15 protein-coding genes are annotated in these 15,737 nt (G+C 70.2%); all 15 read right to left on the bottom strand.

Going from position 1 to position 15,737, the window contains the following annotated elements; translation table 11 throughout:
- Positions 1-1,596, bottom strand: coding sequence for a F0F1 ATP synthase subunit alpha (atpA, locus tag ACFY7H_RS20105; RefSeq protein WP_388939734.1), 1,596 nt, complete (start codon positions 1,594-1,596; stop codon positions 1-3).
- Between the two features lie 134 nt (positions 1,597-1,730).
- Complete coding sequence (locus tag ACFY7H_RS20100; protein WP_388939732.1) at positions 1,731-2,546, bottom strand: F0F1 ATP synthase subunit delta; 816 nt, start codon at positions 2,544-2,546, stop codon at positions 1,731-1,733.
- The gene (locus tag ACFY7H_RS20095; protein WP_362471677.1) at positions 2,543-3,073 is read right to left on the bottom strand and encodes a F0F1 ATP synthase subunit B; all 531 of its coding nucleotides are present in this window, start codon (positions 3,071-3,073) and stop codon (positions 2,543-2,545) included. The genes ACFY7H_RS20100 and ACFY7H_RS20095 overlap by 4 nt, the downstream gene beginning before the upstream one ends.
- Before the next feature lie 52 nt (positions 3,074-3,125).
- A complete protein-coding gene (gene atpE, locus ACFY7H_RS20090) occupies positions 3,126-3,359 on the bottom strand; it encodes an ATP synthase F0 subunit C (RefSeq protein ID WP_007266589.1) in 234 nt (77 codons plus the stop codon).
- 82 nt (positions 3,360-3,441) lie between these two features.
- Positions 3,442-4,278, bottom strand: a complete 837-nt coding sequence (gene atpB / locus ACFY7H_RS20085) for a F0F1 ATP synthase subunit A (RefSeq protein ID WP_388940003.1) — start codon at positions 4,276-4,278, stop codon at positions 3,442-3,444.
- 210 nt (positions 4,279-4,488) lie between these two features.
- Entirely contained in the window at positions 4,489-4,926 is a 438-nt protein-coding gene (locus tag ACFY7H_RS20080) for a hypothetical protein (protein ID WP_388939730.1), read from the bottom strand.
- Positions 4,927-5,212: 286 nt separating this feature from the next.
- On the bottom strand, positions 5,213-6,535 hold the full coding sequence (locus ACFY7H_RS20075; RefSeq protein WP_388939728.1) for an MraY family glycosyltransferase: 1,323 nt from the start codon (positions 6,533-6,535) through the stop codon (positions 5,213-5,215).
- Between the two features lie 116 nt (positions 6,536-6,651).
- Positions 6,652-7,884, bottom strand: coding sequence for a serine hydroxymethyltransferase (gene glyA / locus ACFY7H_RS20070; protein WP_388939727.1), 1,233 nt, complete (start codon positions 7,882-7,884; stop codon positions 6,652-6,654).
- A gap of 87 nt (positions 7,885-7,971) precedes the next feature.
- A complete protein-coding gene (locus ACFY7H_RS20065; RefSeq protein WP_388939725.1) occupies positions 7,972-8,607 on the bottom strand; it encodes a protein-tyrosine-phosphatase in 636 nt (211 codons plus the stop codon).
- The gene (locus ACFY7H_RS20060) at positions 8,604-9,251 is read right to left on the bottom strand and encodes an L-threonylcarbamoyladenylate synthase (protein ID WP_388939723.1); all 648 of its coding nucleotides are present in this window, start codon (positions 9,249-9,251) and stop codon (positions 8,604-8,606) included. Before ACFY7H_RS20060 ends, ACFY7H_RS20065 begins: the two co-directional genes overlap by 4 nt.
- Positions 9,252-9,303: 52 nt before the next feature.
- Positions 9,304-10,149 (bottom strand): peptide chain release factor N(5)-glutamine methyltransferase, encoded by an 846-nt coding sequence (prmC, locus tag ACFY7H_RS20055; protein ID WP_007266582.1) that lies wholly within the window; start codon positions 10,147-10,149, stop codon positions 9,304-9,306.
- A gap of 43 nt (positions 10,150-10,192) precedes the next feature.
- Positions 10,193-11,272, bottom strand: coding sequence for a peptide chain release factor 1 (gene prfA, locus ACFY7H_RS20050; protein ID WP_388939721.1), 1,080 nt, complete (start codon positions 11,270-11,272; stop codon positions 10,193-10,195).
- A 119-nt stretch (positions 11,273-11,391) separates the two neighbouring features.
- Positions 11,392-11,610, bottom strand: a complete 219-nt coding sequence (rpmE, locus tag ACFY7H_RS20045; protein WP_007266580.1) for a 50S ribosomal protein L31 — start codon at positions 11,608-11,610, stop codon at positions 11,392-11,394.
- A gap of 183 nt (positions 11,611-11,793) precedes the next feature.
- Positions 11,794-12,897 carry an LCP family protein gene (locus ACFY7H_RS20040; RefSeq protein ID WP_388939719.1) on the bottom strand — a complete coding sequence of 368 codons (1,104 nt, stop codon included), beginning with the start codon at positions 12,895-12,897 and terminating at the stop codon, positions 11,794-11,796.
- Positions 12,898-13,160: 263 nt separating this feature from the next.
- Positions 13,161-15,236 (bottom strand): transcription termination factor Rho, encoded by a 2,076-nt coding sequence (gene rho, locus ACFY7H_RS20035; RefSeq protein ID WP_388939717.1) that lies wholly within the window; start codon positions 15,234-15,236, stop codon positions 13,161-13,163.
- Positions 15,237-15,737: the final 501 nt, after the last annotated feature.

Genomic DNA, 15,737 nt, shown 5'->3' with positions numbered 1-15,737 from the left:
TCACTTGGAGACGTTGACGGCCGGCGCGTCCTCGCCCAGGAGCTTGCCGTCCGAGGTCTCGAACTGGCGCTTGAAGGCGGCGATGGCGTCGGCGATCGACGTCAGGGTGTCGTCCGACATCTTGCCGCCCTCGGCGATGGAGGTGAGGAGGTCCTTGCGCTCGCGGCGCAGGTGCTCCAGCAGCTCCGACTCGAAGCGACGGATGTCGTTGACCGGGACGTCGTCCATCTTGCCGGTGGTGCCGGCCCAGACGGAGACGACCTGCTCCTCGACGGGCATCGGCTGGTACTGGCCCTGCTTCAGCAGCTCGACCATGCGCTTGCCGCGCTCCAGCGAGGCCTTCGACGCGGCGTCCAGGTCGGAACCGAAGGCGGCGAACGCCTCCAGCTCGCGGTACTGGGCCAGGTCGACGCGCAGACGGCCGGAAACCTGCTTCATGGCCTTGTGCTGAGCGGAACCACCGACGCGGGAGACCGAGATACCGACGTTCAGCGCCGGGCGCTGGCCCGCGTTGAACAGGTCGGACTCCAGGAAGCACTGGCCGTCGGTGATGGAGATGACGTTGGTCGGGATGAACGCCGAGACGTCGTTGGCCTTGGTCTCGACGATCGGCAGACCGGTCATCGAGCCGGCACCCATGTCGTCGGAGAGCTTCGCGCAACGCTCCAGCAGACGGGAGTGCAGGTAGAAGACGTCACCCGGGTAGGCCTCGCGGCCCGGCGGGCGGCGCAGCAGCAGCGACACGGCGCGGTAGGCGTCGGCCTGCTTCGACAGGTCGTCGAAGATGATCAGGACGTGCTTGCCGGCGTACATCCAGTGCTGACCGATGGCGGAACCGGTGTACGGCGCCAGGTACTTGAAGCCGGCCGGGTCGGACGCCGGGGCGGCGACGATCGTCGTGTACTCGAGCGCGCCGGCCTCTTCCAGGGCGCCGCGAACGGACGCGATGGTCGAGCCCTTCTGGCCGATGGCGACGTAGATGCAGCGGACCTGCTTGTTCACGTCGCCGGAGCGCCAGTTGTCACGCTGGTTGATGATCGTGTCGACGGCCAGGGCGGTCTTGCCGGTCTGACGGTCGCCGATGATCAGCTGACGCTGGCCACGGCCAATCGGCACCATCGCGTCGACGGCCTTGTAGCCGGTCTGCATGGGCTCGTGCACCGACTTACGGACCATGACGCCCGGGGCCTGCAGCTCGAGGGCGCGGCGGCCTTCGGTCGCGATCTCGCCGAGACCGTCGATCGGGTTGCCGAGCGGGTCGACAACGCGGCCGAGGTAGCCCTCGCCGACGCCTACGGAGAGAACCTCACCGGTGCGCTGCACCGGCTGGCCCTCCTCGATACCGCTGAATTCGCCGAGGACGATCGCACCGATCTCGCGCTCCTCGAGGTTGAGGGCGAGACCGAGGGTGCCGTCCTCGAACTTCAGCAGCTCGTTCGCCATGGCGGAGGGCAGGCCCTCCACCTTCGCGATGCCGTCGCCGGCAACGCTGACCGTTCCGACCTCCTCGCGCGAGGCCGCGTCCGGCTGGTACGACTGGACAAAGGTCTCCAGTGCGTCCCGGATCTCCTCCGGCCGGATCGTGAGCTCCGCCATCTGGGTTCCCTGCTCTCCTTGTTGGGCCTGAAGCTTCTTAGGGGTCTGGGGGTGACCCCCAGGAATCTTCTGCAAGTTCTGCACGGCCCAACCGGGCCGCTAGGAATGCTTTGTATCTGTGTGGTGGCGGCTGGTCAGCCGGCCATGCGGCGCGACGCCTCGGCGAGGCGGTCCGCGATGGTGCCGTCGATGACCTCGTCGCCGACCCGCACCGAGATCCCGCCGAGGACCGCGGGGTCCACGTCGAGGTTCAGGTGCATCTGGCGGCCGTACAGCTTGGCCAGCACCGCGCCGAGACGCTGCTTCTGCACGTCGCTGAGCGGAACCGCGCTGGTCACGGTGGCGACCATGCGGTCACGGCGCTCGGCGGCGAGCTTGGAAAGGGACTCGAGTCCCGCTTCCAGGCTACGTCCACGCGGGTGCGTGACGAGACGGATGACCAGACGCTCGGTGACGGCGTTCACCTTGCCGCCGAGCAGGCTGCGCAGCAGCTCGCTCTTGGCGGTGCCGGTGGCGGCGCGGTCGGTCAGCGCGGAGCGCAGCTCGGTGCTCGAGGAGACGATCCGGCCGAAGCGGAAGATGTCGTCCTCGACGTTGTCGAGCCCGTTGCCCTGCTGGGCCGCCGTGAGGTCGGCGGTGGCCGCCAGCTCCTCCAGCGCGTCCACCAGGTCGCGGGACTGCGACCAGCGGGAGCGCGCCATGCCGGACACCAGGTCGAGGGTTTCCCCGCCCACCTGGCCGGACAGCAGCCGGCCGACGAGCTCGGCCTTGGCCTCGCCGGACTGCGCCGGGTCCGTGATGACCCGACGCAGCGAGACCTCACGGTCGAGCAGCGCGGTGACGGCTGCCAGCTCACCGGCGAGCTTCGCCGCGTCGACGGACGTGTTGTCCGTCAGCGCGTCGAGACGCTCGCGCGCGGAGGCCAGCGCCTCGCGGCTCGCTCCGTTCATCGGGCCGCCTCGGCCTTCTCCTCAAGCTCGCTGAGGAAGCGGTCGATGGTGCGGCTCTGGCGGGCGGCGTCCTCGAGGGACTCGCCGACGAGCTTGCCGGCCAGGTCGGTGGCGAGCTTGCCCACGTCCTGACGCAGCGCCTGAGCGGCGGCCTTGCGGTCTGCCGCGATCTGGGCGTGACCGGCAGCGATGATCTCCTCACGCTGCCGCTGGCCCTCTGCGCGCAGTTCTTCCTTGAGCGCAGTGCCCTGCTCCAGCGCGTCCTGGCGCAGGCGCGCGGCCTCGTGCCGGGCTTCGGCGAGCTGGGCCTTGTACTGCTCCAGCACGCTCTGGGCCTCGGTCTGAGCGGCTTCGGCCTTCTCGATACCGCCCTCGATCTGCTCGCGGCGCTCGTCCAGAACCTTGTTGATGTTCGGGAGGAGCTTCTTCGCGAGGAAGCCGAAGACGATGACGAAGGCGATCAGACCGATGACGAGCTCGGGGATCGGCGGGATGAGAGGGTTTTCCATCTCAGCCGCGAGAACCATGAGGTTCACATCAGTGCCTTTCGTCTAGTGGGCTGTTCGTCGAGACCGAGGATCAGGAGCTCGGGTAGACGAACGGCATGACCAGACCGATCAGGGCGAGCGCCTCACAGAAGGCGAAGCCGAGGATCTGGTTGGCGCGGATCAGGCCGGCAGCCTCGGGCTGACGGGCAAGGGCCTGGGTGCCGTTACCGAAGATGATGCCGACGCCGACGCCGGGGCCGATGGCCGCGAGACCGTAACCAACGGAGCTGAGGGAGCCGGTGACGGCGGCAAGGGTCTGGGACATGCCAGTTCTTCCTTCTCTTTCACGGACCGGTGGGGGTTGGCCACCGGACGAATACGGGGGGCTGAGCGGGGGCGGGCCTGGCTCAGTGGTGCTCGGCGAGCGCGCCCTGGATGAAGCTGCACGCCAGGAGGACGAAGACGTACGCCTGGACGGCCTGGATGAAGAGCTCGAAGGCGGTCATCACGATCACCATCACGAACGACACACCGGCGTAGGCGATGCCGATGCCGTTCAGCAGGTACCAGCTGGCGATCGTGAAGAGCAGCAGCAGGGTGTGACCGGCGAACATGTTCGCGAAGAGTCGGACCGCGTGGGTGAACGGGCGCACCAGGACGTTCGAGAAGAACTCGATGACCATGATGAGCGGCAGGACGCCGCCCAGGCTCTTGTCGTAGCCGGTGAGGTTCTTCAGGCCGCCGACGAAGCCGTGGCGCTTGAAGGTGACCGACATCCAGATCACGTAGACGATCAGCGCGAGGACGGCCGGGTACGCGATGATCGAGGTCACGGGGAACTGTGCCACCGGGACGATCGACCAGACGTTCAGGATCCAGACGAAGAAGAACAGGGAGACCATGAAGGGGACGTACTTCTCGCCCTCCTTCTTGCCCAGCGTCTCGTAGACGATGCCGCGGCGCACGAAGTCGTAGCCGGCCTCGCCGACCATCTGGAGCTTGCCGGGGATGATCTTCGCCTTGCCGAAGGCGGCCCAGAAGAAGGCCACGATGATGACGGAGCCCAGGAGGGCCAGCAGCATCGGCTTGTTGAAGTAGGCATTGCTGCCGGCTTCGCCCCACAGCGGCTCGAAGAGGAACGAGTGCAGGCCCGGGCCGGGGAATCCACATCCGTCGAAGATGTGACAGTCGGTCTCGAAGGCGAGGACCTGCGTCGGGTCAGCACTCACCGCGGGCTCCTTCAGCGTGGCGCATAGGTACGGCAACCTCGTTGTGTCGGCGCGGCGCGCAGCCGCGGTTCGGCACTGGACTGGTGTAACGGATGTGGGGGCGGCAGTCAGGCATCGAGCCTCGCGATGGAACAGGCGTCAGCTCAGATGCCCGCGCCCGCAGTGCCGCAGTTGGAACCGGACGATAGCAGCATCTCGAACGCACACTTATCCCGGCCCTACCCCTCACGACTTCGACCCCGGGTTCTCGGGCTTTTCACCCTTCGTCGAGTCCGGCTCGACGTACAGGATCTTCGCCTTCATATGAGCACGCGTCTGTGCGCCGATCCACACCAGGGTGGCGGCGACGAGCGTGATGGCGAACGCACGGGGGTGGAACAGCGTCGTGTTCTTGAACACGGCGAGAAAGACGAAGAGCAGCAGGATCTGTGCGGCGTAGAGCATGAGGCCCATGGCCTGGAACAGGTGCGGCAGGGATTTCGCCGTGCGCTGCAGGACGACGAATCCGAGTCCCATGAAGACGATCACGACCGCGGTCGCGACGACGGACCCGACGGCACCCTTGCCCCCGACGACCAGACCGCTGATCACGGCCGCGATGGCGCCGGCGAGAGCGGTGGGTACAGCGGTTTGCAGGAGGGATCGGACGTCATCTGACCGCATGGCGGTTTGCTCCGCGTGGTGGTGGGGGCACGGACTCGTACGGGAACTCGTACGGGGACGAGCGTAAGCCCGGTCCGAGCGAGAGCCTCGGGCCAATGGACCGTCGCACTACGGTCCTTCGGCTCTGTCACCGGGTTTAGTGAACGGTATCACAAACTATTTGATGAGAGCTTTACCTGCCCGGTGTGCTGACTGTCACACATGAGAGGTAACCCGCCCGTGTGTGCAGGACAAGGCGCCCTATTGTCTGGTAAAGGGCGCTCATGTCGGACATGCGCACACGCCGTCAGCGAGCCGATCCGGCCTTACGCCGGTCGGGGAGGCGCGAACGGGGGCCTACCGCGGTCGCGCCGTTGACGCCCGAAACCCCCGCCACGACGGGCCGTGCGGGCACCGGCTCCTGGCCCTCGTCGTCCCGTACGGCCGCCTCCGCGGCCCGCTCGCCGTGCCGGTAGCGCGGCGGTACCAGGCCCTCGGCCCAGCGCGGCGCCCGCGGGGTGAAGCGCGGCATCAGGAGCAGTACGAGGCCCAGCGCGCTCAGCGCGGCGAGGGAGAGGACGATCCACATCGAGGCCGAATGCACCGAATAGGCCACCGTGCCGAATGCGATCAGGCCCGACCAGAAATACATGATGAGTACGGCGCGGCTGTGGGAATGCCCCAGTTCCAGCAGCCGGTGGTGCAGGTGGCCGCGGTCCGCGGCGAAGGGGGACTGGCCGTTCCAGGTGCGCCGGACGATGGCCAGGACCAGGTCGGCCATCGGAATGGCGATGATCGTCAGCGGCAGCAGCAGCGGAATGAAGACCGGCAGCATCGCGTGGGTCGCGTTGCGCTCACCACCGACGAAGAGGGCCATCGTGTCGGGGTCCACCTGCCCCGTGATCGAGATGGCCGAGGCCGCCAGCACCAGGCCGATCAGCATCGAGCCGGAATCCCCCATGAAGATCCGGGCCGGATGCATGTTGTGCGGCAGGAAGCCCAGGCACATGCCCATCAGGATCGCCGCGAACAGGGTCGCCGGAGCGGCGGATTCGATGCCGTAGCCGAACCAGATCCGATAGGCGTAGAGGAAGAACGCGCACGTGGCGATGCAGACCATGCCCGCCGCCAGACCGTCGAGGCCGTCGACGAAATTCACCGCGTTGATCGTGATCACCACCAGCGCCACGGTGAGCAGGGTGCCCTGCCACTGGGTGAGCGCCACGGTGCCGATACCCGGAACCGGAATCCACAGGATGGTCAGGCCCTGCATGACCATCACGCCCGCGGCGATCATCTGGGCGCCCAGCTTGATCAGCGCGTCGAGCTCGAACTTGTCGTCCAGGACGCCGATCAGCCAGATCAGCGCCGCACCCGAGAGCAGGGCCCTGGGCTCGTTGGACCGCTCGAAGACCCCGTTGAGGTTCTGCAGGTGGTCGGCGATCAGCAGCCCCGCGCACATGCCGCCGAACATGGCGATCCCGCCGAGCCGCGGGGTCGGCTCCCGGTGCACGTCGCGCGCGCGGATCTCCGGCATCGCGCCGGCCGCGATCGCGAACTTCCGCACGGGCCCGGTCAGCAGGTAGGTCACCGCGACCGTGACGCAAAGCGTCAGCAGATATTCACGCACTGGCTGCCCCAGATGTATCGCCGGCCATCTCAGCCCCACACATTAGCCGCGATGTCACCAGGGACGAGGACGCACCTGGGCCCCGTTCCGGTTGCACTACGCCATACTCGTCCCGGTTACGCCCCGTACGGGGGAAATCCACTGGTCAGGTCGGCCACCTTCGCCCGCGTTCCCGCCGCTTCCCCGCGCAGCGCGGCCGCGAACAGCTCCGCGATCACGGCCATCTCCGGCTCCCCCATCCCCTGCGTGGTGACCGCCGCGGTACCCAGGCGGATGCCGCGCTGGTCCCCGTACGGCAGCGCGCAGGTGTCCAGGACGATCCCCGCCGCGGCCAGGCGGCCGCGCGCCGTCGGCCCGTCGACGCCGAGCCCGGCCGGGTCGGCGCTGACGAGGTGGGTGTCCGTGCCGCCGGTCGTCACGGCGAACCCGCGCCGCTCCAGGGCGGCGGCCAGGGCCCGGGCGTTGGCGACGACCCGGTGGGCGTACCGGCCGAAGGCCGGGGCGGCCGCCTCGCCGAAGGCCACCGCCTTGGCGGCGATGGTGTGCATCTGGGCGCCGCCCTGGGTGAAGGGGAACACCGCCCGGTCGACGCGCTCCGCGAACTCCGCGCCGCACAGGACCATCCCGCCGCGCGGGCCGCGCAGCACCTTGTGGGTGGTCGCGCAGACCAGGTCCGCGTACGGGACGGGGCTGGGCGCCGCGCCGCCGGCGACGAGCCCGATGGGATGGGCGACGTCGGCGATCAGGTGGGCCCCGACCTCGTCGGCGATCTCGCGGAACGCCGAGTACTCGAGGTGGCGGGGGTAGCAGATCGACCCGCACACGATGGCCTTGGGGCGGTGCGTACGGGCCAGCCGCTGCACCTGCTCGTAGTCGACGAGCCCGGTCTCCGCGTCGACCCCGTACCCGACGAAGTCGAACCAGCGGCCGGAGAAATTGGCGGGCGACCCGTGCGTGAGGTGCCCGCCGTGCGCCAGCCCCATCGCCAGGACGGTGTCCCCGGGCCGCAGCAGCGCCGCGTAGGCGGCCAGCACGGCCGCGGAACCGGAGTGGGGCTGCACATTGACGTGCTCGGCCCCGAAGAGCGCCCTGGCCCGCTCCACGGCGGTCCGCTCGGCGAGGTCCGCGTACTCGCAGCCCCCGTGGTAGCGGGCGCCGGGATACCCCTCGGCGTACTTGTTGGCGAGCGCGGAGCCCAGCGCCGCGAGCACGGCGGGCGAGGTGAAGTTCTCGGCGGCGCTCATCTGCAAGGTGGCCGCCTGCCGTTGCCGCTCCCCTTCGAGGATGTCGGCCATCTGCGGATCCTGCTGCCGCAGGAGGTCCGCCGCCTGCTGGGTGGTGACAGTCATGGCACGACTCCCGCGCGTGGGTGTACCCGGTACCAGCCACTGTAGGCCGGAGCCGCCCGGCGCGCCCGCCGCCCGGCGCGGCGGGGTTCAGCGGGGGGAGGTGACGCCCGTCAGGGCCGTGACGACCGGGTCCAGCGCCTGGTTGATCTCGTCGCCGATCGAGCGGAAGAAGGTGATCGGCGAGCCGTACGGGTCGTACACCTCGTCGGCGTCGGCGGACGGCGCCAGCAGCCAGCCGCGCAGCGCCGCGGCCGCCCGTACCAGCGCCCGTGCCCGCTCCGCCATGCCGTCGTCCAGCGGCGGCAGCGTGGCCGGGTCTATCGCCCGTACGAGCCGGGTGAACTCCTTCAGCGTGAAGGTGCGCAGCCCCGCCGAGTGGCCCATGGAGATGACCTGCGCCCGGTGGTCCCGGGTGGCGGTGAGCACCAGGTCGGCGCGTATGACGTGCTCGTCCAGCAGCTCCCGCCCGGTGAACCCGGACGCGTCGGCGCCGAAGTCGGCGAGGACGGCGGCCGCGTTGGCCTCCATCGGGGCGCCCTCGTGGCCCCAGGTGCCGGCGCTCTCCACGATGAGGTCCCCGGCCGGCAGGCCGAGGGCACCGAGCCGGTGGGCCAGCGCGTGCCGCGTCAGCCGCTCGGTGATGGGCGAGCGGCACACATTGCCGGTGCTGACGTGGAGTATGCGGAAGGACCGACTCGCTATGCCACGCCCCTCAGGGCTCACGGAGCCACCTCGAGGTCGGGTACGACCTCCCGCAGCTGTTCCGCGGTCAGCGCGCCCTCGCGCAGCAGTACGGGAACCTTCCCGGTGACGTCGACGATCGACGACGGCTCGGTGCTCGGCGTCGGACCGCCGTCCAGGTACACGGAGACGGAGTCGCCGAGCATCTCGCGGGCCGCGTCGCAGTCCGCGGGCGCGGGGTGCCCGGAGAGGTTCGCCGAGGACACGGCCATCGGGCCGACCTCGGTCAGCAGCTCGATCGCGACGGGGTGCAGGGGCATCCGCACGGCCACGGTCCCGCGGGTCTCCCCCAGGTCCCACGCCAGCGACGGCTGGTGCCTGGCGACCAGGGTGAGCCCGCCCGGCCAGAAGGCGTCGACGAGCTCCCACGCCTGCTCGGAGAAGTCCGTGACGAGGCCGTGCAGGGTGTTCGGGGAGCCGATGAGGACGGGGGTGGGCATGTTGCGGCCGCGTCCCTTGGCGGCGAGCAGGTCGCCGACGGCCTCCGGGCTGAAGGCGTCCGCGCCGATCCCGTACAGGGTGTCGGTGGGCAGCACGACGAGCTCTCCGCGGCGCACTGCGGAGGCCGCTTCACGCAGACCCGTCTTGCGGTCCGTCGCGTCGTTGCAGTCGTATCGCCGGGCCATCAGCGGATCTCCTCGTGCGGCGGGGTGGTGGCGGGGGAAGCGGTCGCGCGGGTCACGGCATGGCCTTGCGGGCGGTCGCGAAGCGCGGACGGTTGTTCAGGTCGGGGTGGTCGGCGGCGTCGGCCCAGCCCCGTTCGTCGGCGAAGATCCACGGCACCTGGCCGCCCTGGGTGTCGGCGTGCTCGATCACGACGATGCCGCCGGGCCGCAGCAGCCGGTGGGCGGTGCGCTCGATGCCGCGGATGGTGTCGAGGCCGTCCTCGCCGGAGAAGAGCGCCATCTCGGGGTCGTGGTCGCGGGCCTCGGGGGCCACGTACTCCCACTCGGTGAGCGGGATGTACGGCGGGTTGGAGATGACCAGGTCGACCTGTCCGTCCAGCTCGGGCAGCGCGGTGAGCGCGTCGCCCTGGTGGACGGTGACCCGGGAGCCCTCGGCGTTCTTGCGGGTCCAGCGCAGGGCGTCCTCGGACAGCTCCACGGCGTGCACGCGCGAGCGCGGCACCTCCTGGGCCATGGCGAGCGCGATGGCCCCGGAGCCGGTGCACAGGTCCACGATCAGCGGCTCGACCACGTCCATGGCGCGGACGGCGTGTATGGCCCAGTCCACGACCGACTCCGTCTCGGGCCGGGGCACGAACACCCCGGGGCCGACCTGGAGCTCCAGGTACCGGAAGAAGGCCCGGCCGGTGATGTGCTGGAGCGGCTCGCGGGCCTCGCGGCGGGCGACGGCCTCCCAGTAGCGGGCGTCGAAGTCCGCGTCCTTGACGTGGTGCAGTTCCCCCCGCTTGACGCCGTGCACGAAGGCCGCGAGCTCCTCCGCGTCGAAACGCGGTGAGGGCACGCCGGCGGCGGCCAGCCGCTGGGTGGCCTGGGCCACCTCGGCAAGCAGCAAGTTCACGCTGGTCCTCCGGGCTGCTGTCGTACGGGGGGTGGGGCGAAGGTCAGTGCGCGGCCGCGAGCTTCGCCGCGGAGTCGGTGTCGACGCAGGCCTGGATGACCGAGTCGAGGTCACCGTCGAGCACCTGGTCCAAGTTGTACGCCTTGAAGCCGGTCCGGTGGTCCGAGATCCGGTTTTCCGGGAAGTTGTACGTACGGATCTTCTCGGAGCGGTCGACGCTGCGCACCTGGCTGCGGCGCTGGTCGGAGGCCTCCTGCTCGGCGGCTTCCTGGGCGGCGGCCAGCAGGCGCGAACGCAGGATGCGCATGGCCTGCTCCTTGTTCTGGAGCTGGCTCTTCTCGTTCTGGCAGGAGGCGACCACACCGGTCGGGATGTGCGTGATGCGCACGGCCGAGTCGGTGGTGTTGACGGACTGGCCGCCGGGGCCCGAGGAGCGGTACACGTCGATGCGGAGGTCGTTCATGTTGATCTCGACCTCGACCTCCTCGGCCTCCGGGGTGACGAGCACGCCCGCGGCGGAGGTGTGGATGCGGCCCTGGGACTCGGTGGCCGGCACGCGCTGGACGCGGTGCACGCCGCCCTCGTACTTCATCCGGGCCCACACGCCCTGGCCGGGCTCGGTGGCCCCGTTGCCGCCCTTGGTGCGGACGGAGACCTGGACGTCCTTGTAGCCGCCGAGCTCGGACTCGGTGGAGTCGATGATCTCGGTCTTCCAGCCCACGCGCTCGGCGTAGCGCAGGTACATGCGCAGCAGGTCACCGGCGAACAGGGCGGACTCGTCGCCGCCGGCGCCCGCCTTGATCTCCAGGAGCACGTCCTTGTCGTCGCTGGGGTCGCGCGGGACGAGCAGCAGGCGGAGCTTCTCGGTGAGCTCTTCGCGCTGGGCGCTCATCTCCTTGACCTCGGCGATGAAGTCGGGGTCGTCGGCCGCCAGCTCCTTGGCCGTCTCGATGTCCTCGCCCGCCTGCTTCCACGCACGGAAGGTGGCGACGATCGGGGTCAGCTCCGCGTATCGCTTGTTCAGCTTGCGCGCGTTCGCCTGATCGGAGTGGACCGAAGGGTCGGCGAGCCTCTTCTCGAGGTCGGCGTGCTCGCCGACCAGTTCCTCGACCGCTTCGAACATCGGATGCTCCTGTGGTGAAAAGTCAAAAATGGGCTGGGCTGGCTGAACGACGACAAAGGCGCCGGTCCGGCCGCCCCCGCGTGGTCAGGGGGCGGCCGATGACCGGCGCCTGGGTCGCGCTACTTCTTGGCCGCACCCTTGCCGAAGCGGGCCTCGAAGCGGGCCACGCGGCCACCGGTGTCGAGGATCTTCTGCTTGCCCGTGTAGAACGGGTGGCACTCGGAGCAGACCTCGGCACGGATGGTGCCCTCGGTCAGGGTGCTGCGGGTGGTGAACGACGCGCCACAGGTGCAGCTGACCTGGGTCTCGACGTACTCGGGGTGAACATCGCGCTTCAAGGTGTCTCCTAGATTCGGGAGGGCGCCGGGTCGCAGGAGCCGAATTGCGCACTGCGTGAACCGGGGCCGACAGACCAGTCTGCCAGGACCGGGCCGCCTGTCAAAATTCCGGGAACGCTCCCCTCAACGGGGAGGGGACGCCGACTATTCCCCGCGGGTCCTGCCGGATCCCGGCAGCCCCTCCTACTGGACGATCGAGCCCGCGGTGCTCTTGTCCCCGGCGGACTTCTCGGTGGCCTGGGGCGGGATCGGCTGATCGGCGAGCAGGGAGTCCCAGACCATCTTGGACTCCTTGGTGAGGGGGACCACCCGGTCGCGGTCGGCGGGGTCCGGCCCCACCGGCAGGGTGATCATGTGCATGTTCTCGGCGCCGATCCCCTGGAGGCCCTGGGCGAAGCCCATGAGGGACTTCACGTCGCCGAGGGCCTTGTCGGTGGTGATCGCCTTGGTGGCGGAGTCGGCGAGGCCGAACAGCTTCTTGGGGTTGTCGAACACCCCGAGCCCCTTGACCTGCTTGATCAGCGCCTTGATGAAGGCCTGCTGGAGCTGTATTCGGCCCAGGTCGCTGCCGTCGCCGACGCTCTTGCGGGTGCGTACGAGGCCCAGGGACTGCTCCCCGTTGAGCTTGTGCGGGCCGGGCGGCAGGTCGAGGTGGCTGGCGTCGTCCTTGATCGGCTTCGTGGTCGTGAGCTGGACCCCGCCGAGGTTGTCGATGATCTTCTTGAAGCCGGTGAAGTCGACCTCGATGTAGTGGTCCATGCGGATCCCCGACAGCTGCTCCACGGTCTTGACCGCGCAGGCCGGCCCGCCGACCGTGAAGGCCTCGTTGAACTGCGCCTTCTTCCGGCCGGGGTCGGTCTTGCCCTTGCCGGTGGCGCAGGCGGGGCGCGGGACCATCGCGTCGCGCGGGATCGAGACGACGCTGGCCTTGTGGTGGCCCTCGTAGAGGTGGACGATCATCGCGGTGTCCGAGCGGGCGGAGCCGCCGTCGTCCTGGCCGTACTCGCCGTTGGCGCCGCTGCGGGAGTCGGAACCGAGGACGAGGATGTCCATGGAGCCGTTGTCGACGTCCGCCGGGCGGTCCTTGCCCAGGGCCTGGTCGATGTCGACGCTGTGCAGGTTGCCGTTGAGCTTGAAGTAGAACCAGCCCAGCCCGCCCCCGCCCAGCAGGACCACTCCGGCTGCGGTCCAGGCGGTGACGGTGAGGCCCTTGCGGCGCCGCGGCTGGCCCCTGCGCCGGCCTCCGCGTGCGGCTCGGCGGCCGCGGCCTCTGCTGTCCTCGCTCATGCTCTCCTCAGTCCTGACTCCGTTGCCCGTCGTCACTCACTCAGACGGGTGAGCGCGGTCAAGGGTTCCACGGCTCCCGGTGCCGTTCGCACGCCGGGGGCGGACCAGCCGGGGTGCCCCGGGGCCGTGTGGCGCCGGTCTGCCTGGGGTTTCGATACGGCCGCGGGAGTGCGCCGGCGGTGGGGGTGTGGTGAAGATCGCAAAAACGGAACCGCCCCCGCCATAGAAGTGGCGGGGGCGGTTCCGTACTACGGGCGACCCGGTCAGTCGTCGTTCTTGCCGGCCGGGGTCGTCTTGGCGATCTGCATCAGGAACTCGGCGTTCGACTTCGTCTGCTTCATCTTGTCGAGCAGCAGCTCGATCGCCTGCTGCGAGTCGAGCGCGTGGAGCACCCGGCGCAGCTTCCAGACGATGGCGAGCTCCTCGCTGTTGAGGAGGATCTCCTCCTTGCGGGTGCCCGACGGGTCGACGTCGACGGCCGGGAAGATGCGCTTGTCGGCGAGCTTGCGGTCGAGCTTGAGCTCCATGTTGCCGGTGCCCTTGAACTCCTCGAAGATCACCTCGTCCATGCGCGAGCCGGTGTCGACGAGCGCGGTGGCCAGGATGGTCAGCGAGCCGCCGTCCTCGATGTTGCGCGCGGCACCGAAGAAGCGCTTCGGCGGGTACAGCGCGGTCGAGTCGACACCACCGGACAGGATGCGGCCGGAGGCGGGCGCCGCGAGGTTGTACGCGCGGCCCAGACGGGTGATGGAGTCCAGCAGGACGACCACGTCGTGACCCAGCTCGACGAGGCGCTTGGCGCGCTCGATGGCCAGCTCGGCGACGGTGGTGTGGTCCTCGGCCGGGCGGTCGAAGGTCGAGGAGATGACCTCGCCCTTGACCGACCGCTGCATGTCGGTGACCTCTTCCGGACGCTCGTCGACCAGGACGACCATCAGGTGGCACTCGGGGTTGTTGGTGGTGATCGCGTTGGCGATCGCCTGCATGATCATGGTCTTGCCGGTCTTCGGCGGGGCCACGATCAGACCGCGCTGGCCCTTGCCGATCGGCGACACGAGGTCGATGATGCGGGTGGTCAGCACGCCCGGGTCGGTCTCCAGGCGGAGCCGGTCCTGCGGGTAGAGCGGGGTCAGCTTCTGGAACTCCGGCCGGCCGCGGCCGGATTCGGGCGCCATGCCGTTGACGGAGTCCAGGCGCACGAGCGCGTTGAACTTCTCGCGGCGCTCGCCGTCCTTGGGCTGGCGGACCGCACCGGTGGTGTGGTCGCCCTTGCGGAGGCCGGCCTTGCGGACCTGGGCGAGGGAGACGTACACGTCGTTCGGACCGGGCAGGTAGCCGGAGGTCCGGATGAACGCGTAGTTGTCGAGGATGTCGAGGATGCCCGCGACGGGGATCAGCACGTCGTCATCGGCGACCTGCGGCTCGTTCGGCGCGAACTCGTCACGGCCGCGACGGCCCCGGCGGTCGCGGTAGCGGCCGCGGCGGCCGCGGCGGCCGTCCTCACCGTCGAAGTCGTCCTGCGGGCCGTTGTCCTGACGGTCCTGCCGGCCCTGGCCCCGGCCGCCCTGCTGCTGGCGGTCCGCGCGGTCCGTACGGTCCTGGCGGCCGCCGCCCTGCTGCTGGCCCTGGCCGCCCTGCGGCTGACCCTGCTCGTCGGCCTTGGCGCCGCGCTCACGGCGGCCCTGCTGACGGTCACCGCGGTCACCGCGCTCGCCACGGTCACCGCGCTCGCCTCGGTCACGCCGGTCGCGGCGGGTGCGGCCCTCGCCGGCCTCCTGCGCCTGGCCCTGGGGCTGGGCGGACACCGCGACGGCGGCCTCGGCCTTGGCCTCGGGCTGCGCGGCCGGGGCGGTCTCGGTCTTCTGCTCGACCTGCACGGCGGCGGGGGCCGAGGACTCGGGGCTGCCGGAGGGGGCGGTGGCCCGGCGGCGGCGGCGCTCGCCGATGGGCGCGTCCTCGCTGGCCGGCTGGCCCGGGATCTCGATCTGCGGCTGGACTGCGGCCTTCTCCGCGGGAGCCGCGGCGGCGGCCTCGCCCGTGCGGGCCTTGCTGGTGGCGCGGCGCTTCGGCTTGGCCTCGGCGGCGTCGGCGGCGGGGGCCGCGGCGGCCTTGGCGGCGCTGCCGCCCTGCGCCTCCTTGATGACCTCGATCAGCTGGCTCTTGCGCATCCGCGCGGTGCCCCTGATACCGAGGCCCGACGCGACCTGCTGCAGCTCGGCCAGGACCATGCCCTCGAGGCCGGTACCGGAGCGGCGGCGCTTGGGGGCGGCGCCCGCGGCGGGAGCACTGGTGTCGACGTTGGTGTCGGCAGCGCCCATCAGATCGGTGGTGTCGCTCACGAAGGGTCCTTCCCTGGAGCGGACGTCGGCCTGTCTGGCTCGGCGACCGGTTGTGCTGTCCGACAACAGTCCTAGGTGTGGACCGTGCCGGGGCGGTGGTCCGCCGGTAGAGATACGGCGGAGAGAAACGTGCGTGGTGGTTCCGGCGAGAAGCCCCCGAGCTGGAAGCGTGGGAATGTCACGCCGATTCCGGAGCGTGCCCGAAGCTGCTGGCAGTGATCAAAGCAGTCGGGGAGGCTCCCGGAAGAAATGTGGTCCCGGATGGGGACACTGAGCACCGAGCCATGGCGGCTTCGGATGCGCACTTGAGGTTAACACTACCGGATCCAACAGACATTCCCCCTCTCAATCACCGGCAATCGCCCTGTCGGGGGGGGGGGGGCGGCCCCGGCGGGCCCCCCCCCCCGGGCGGGGGGGGGGGGCCCCCGGGGGGCCCCCCCGGGGGGCCCCCGCGCGGCCGGCGCCCCCCCCGCGGGGGGGGGGGGCCGCGGGGGGCGCCCC

Source organism: Streptomyces sp. NPDC012794 (genome assembly GCF_042901085.1).
Lineage (GTDB): Bacteria > Actinomycetota > Actinomycetes > Streptomycetales > Streptomycetaceae > Streptomyces.
Note: the sequence above shows the minus strand (reverse complement) of the source record. Positions and strands in the feature narration are given on the sequence as shown.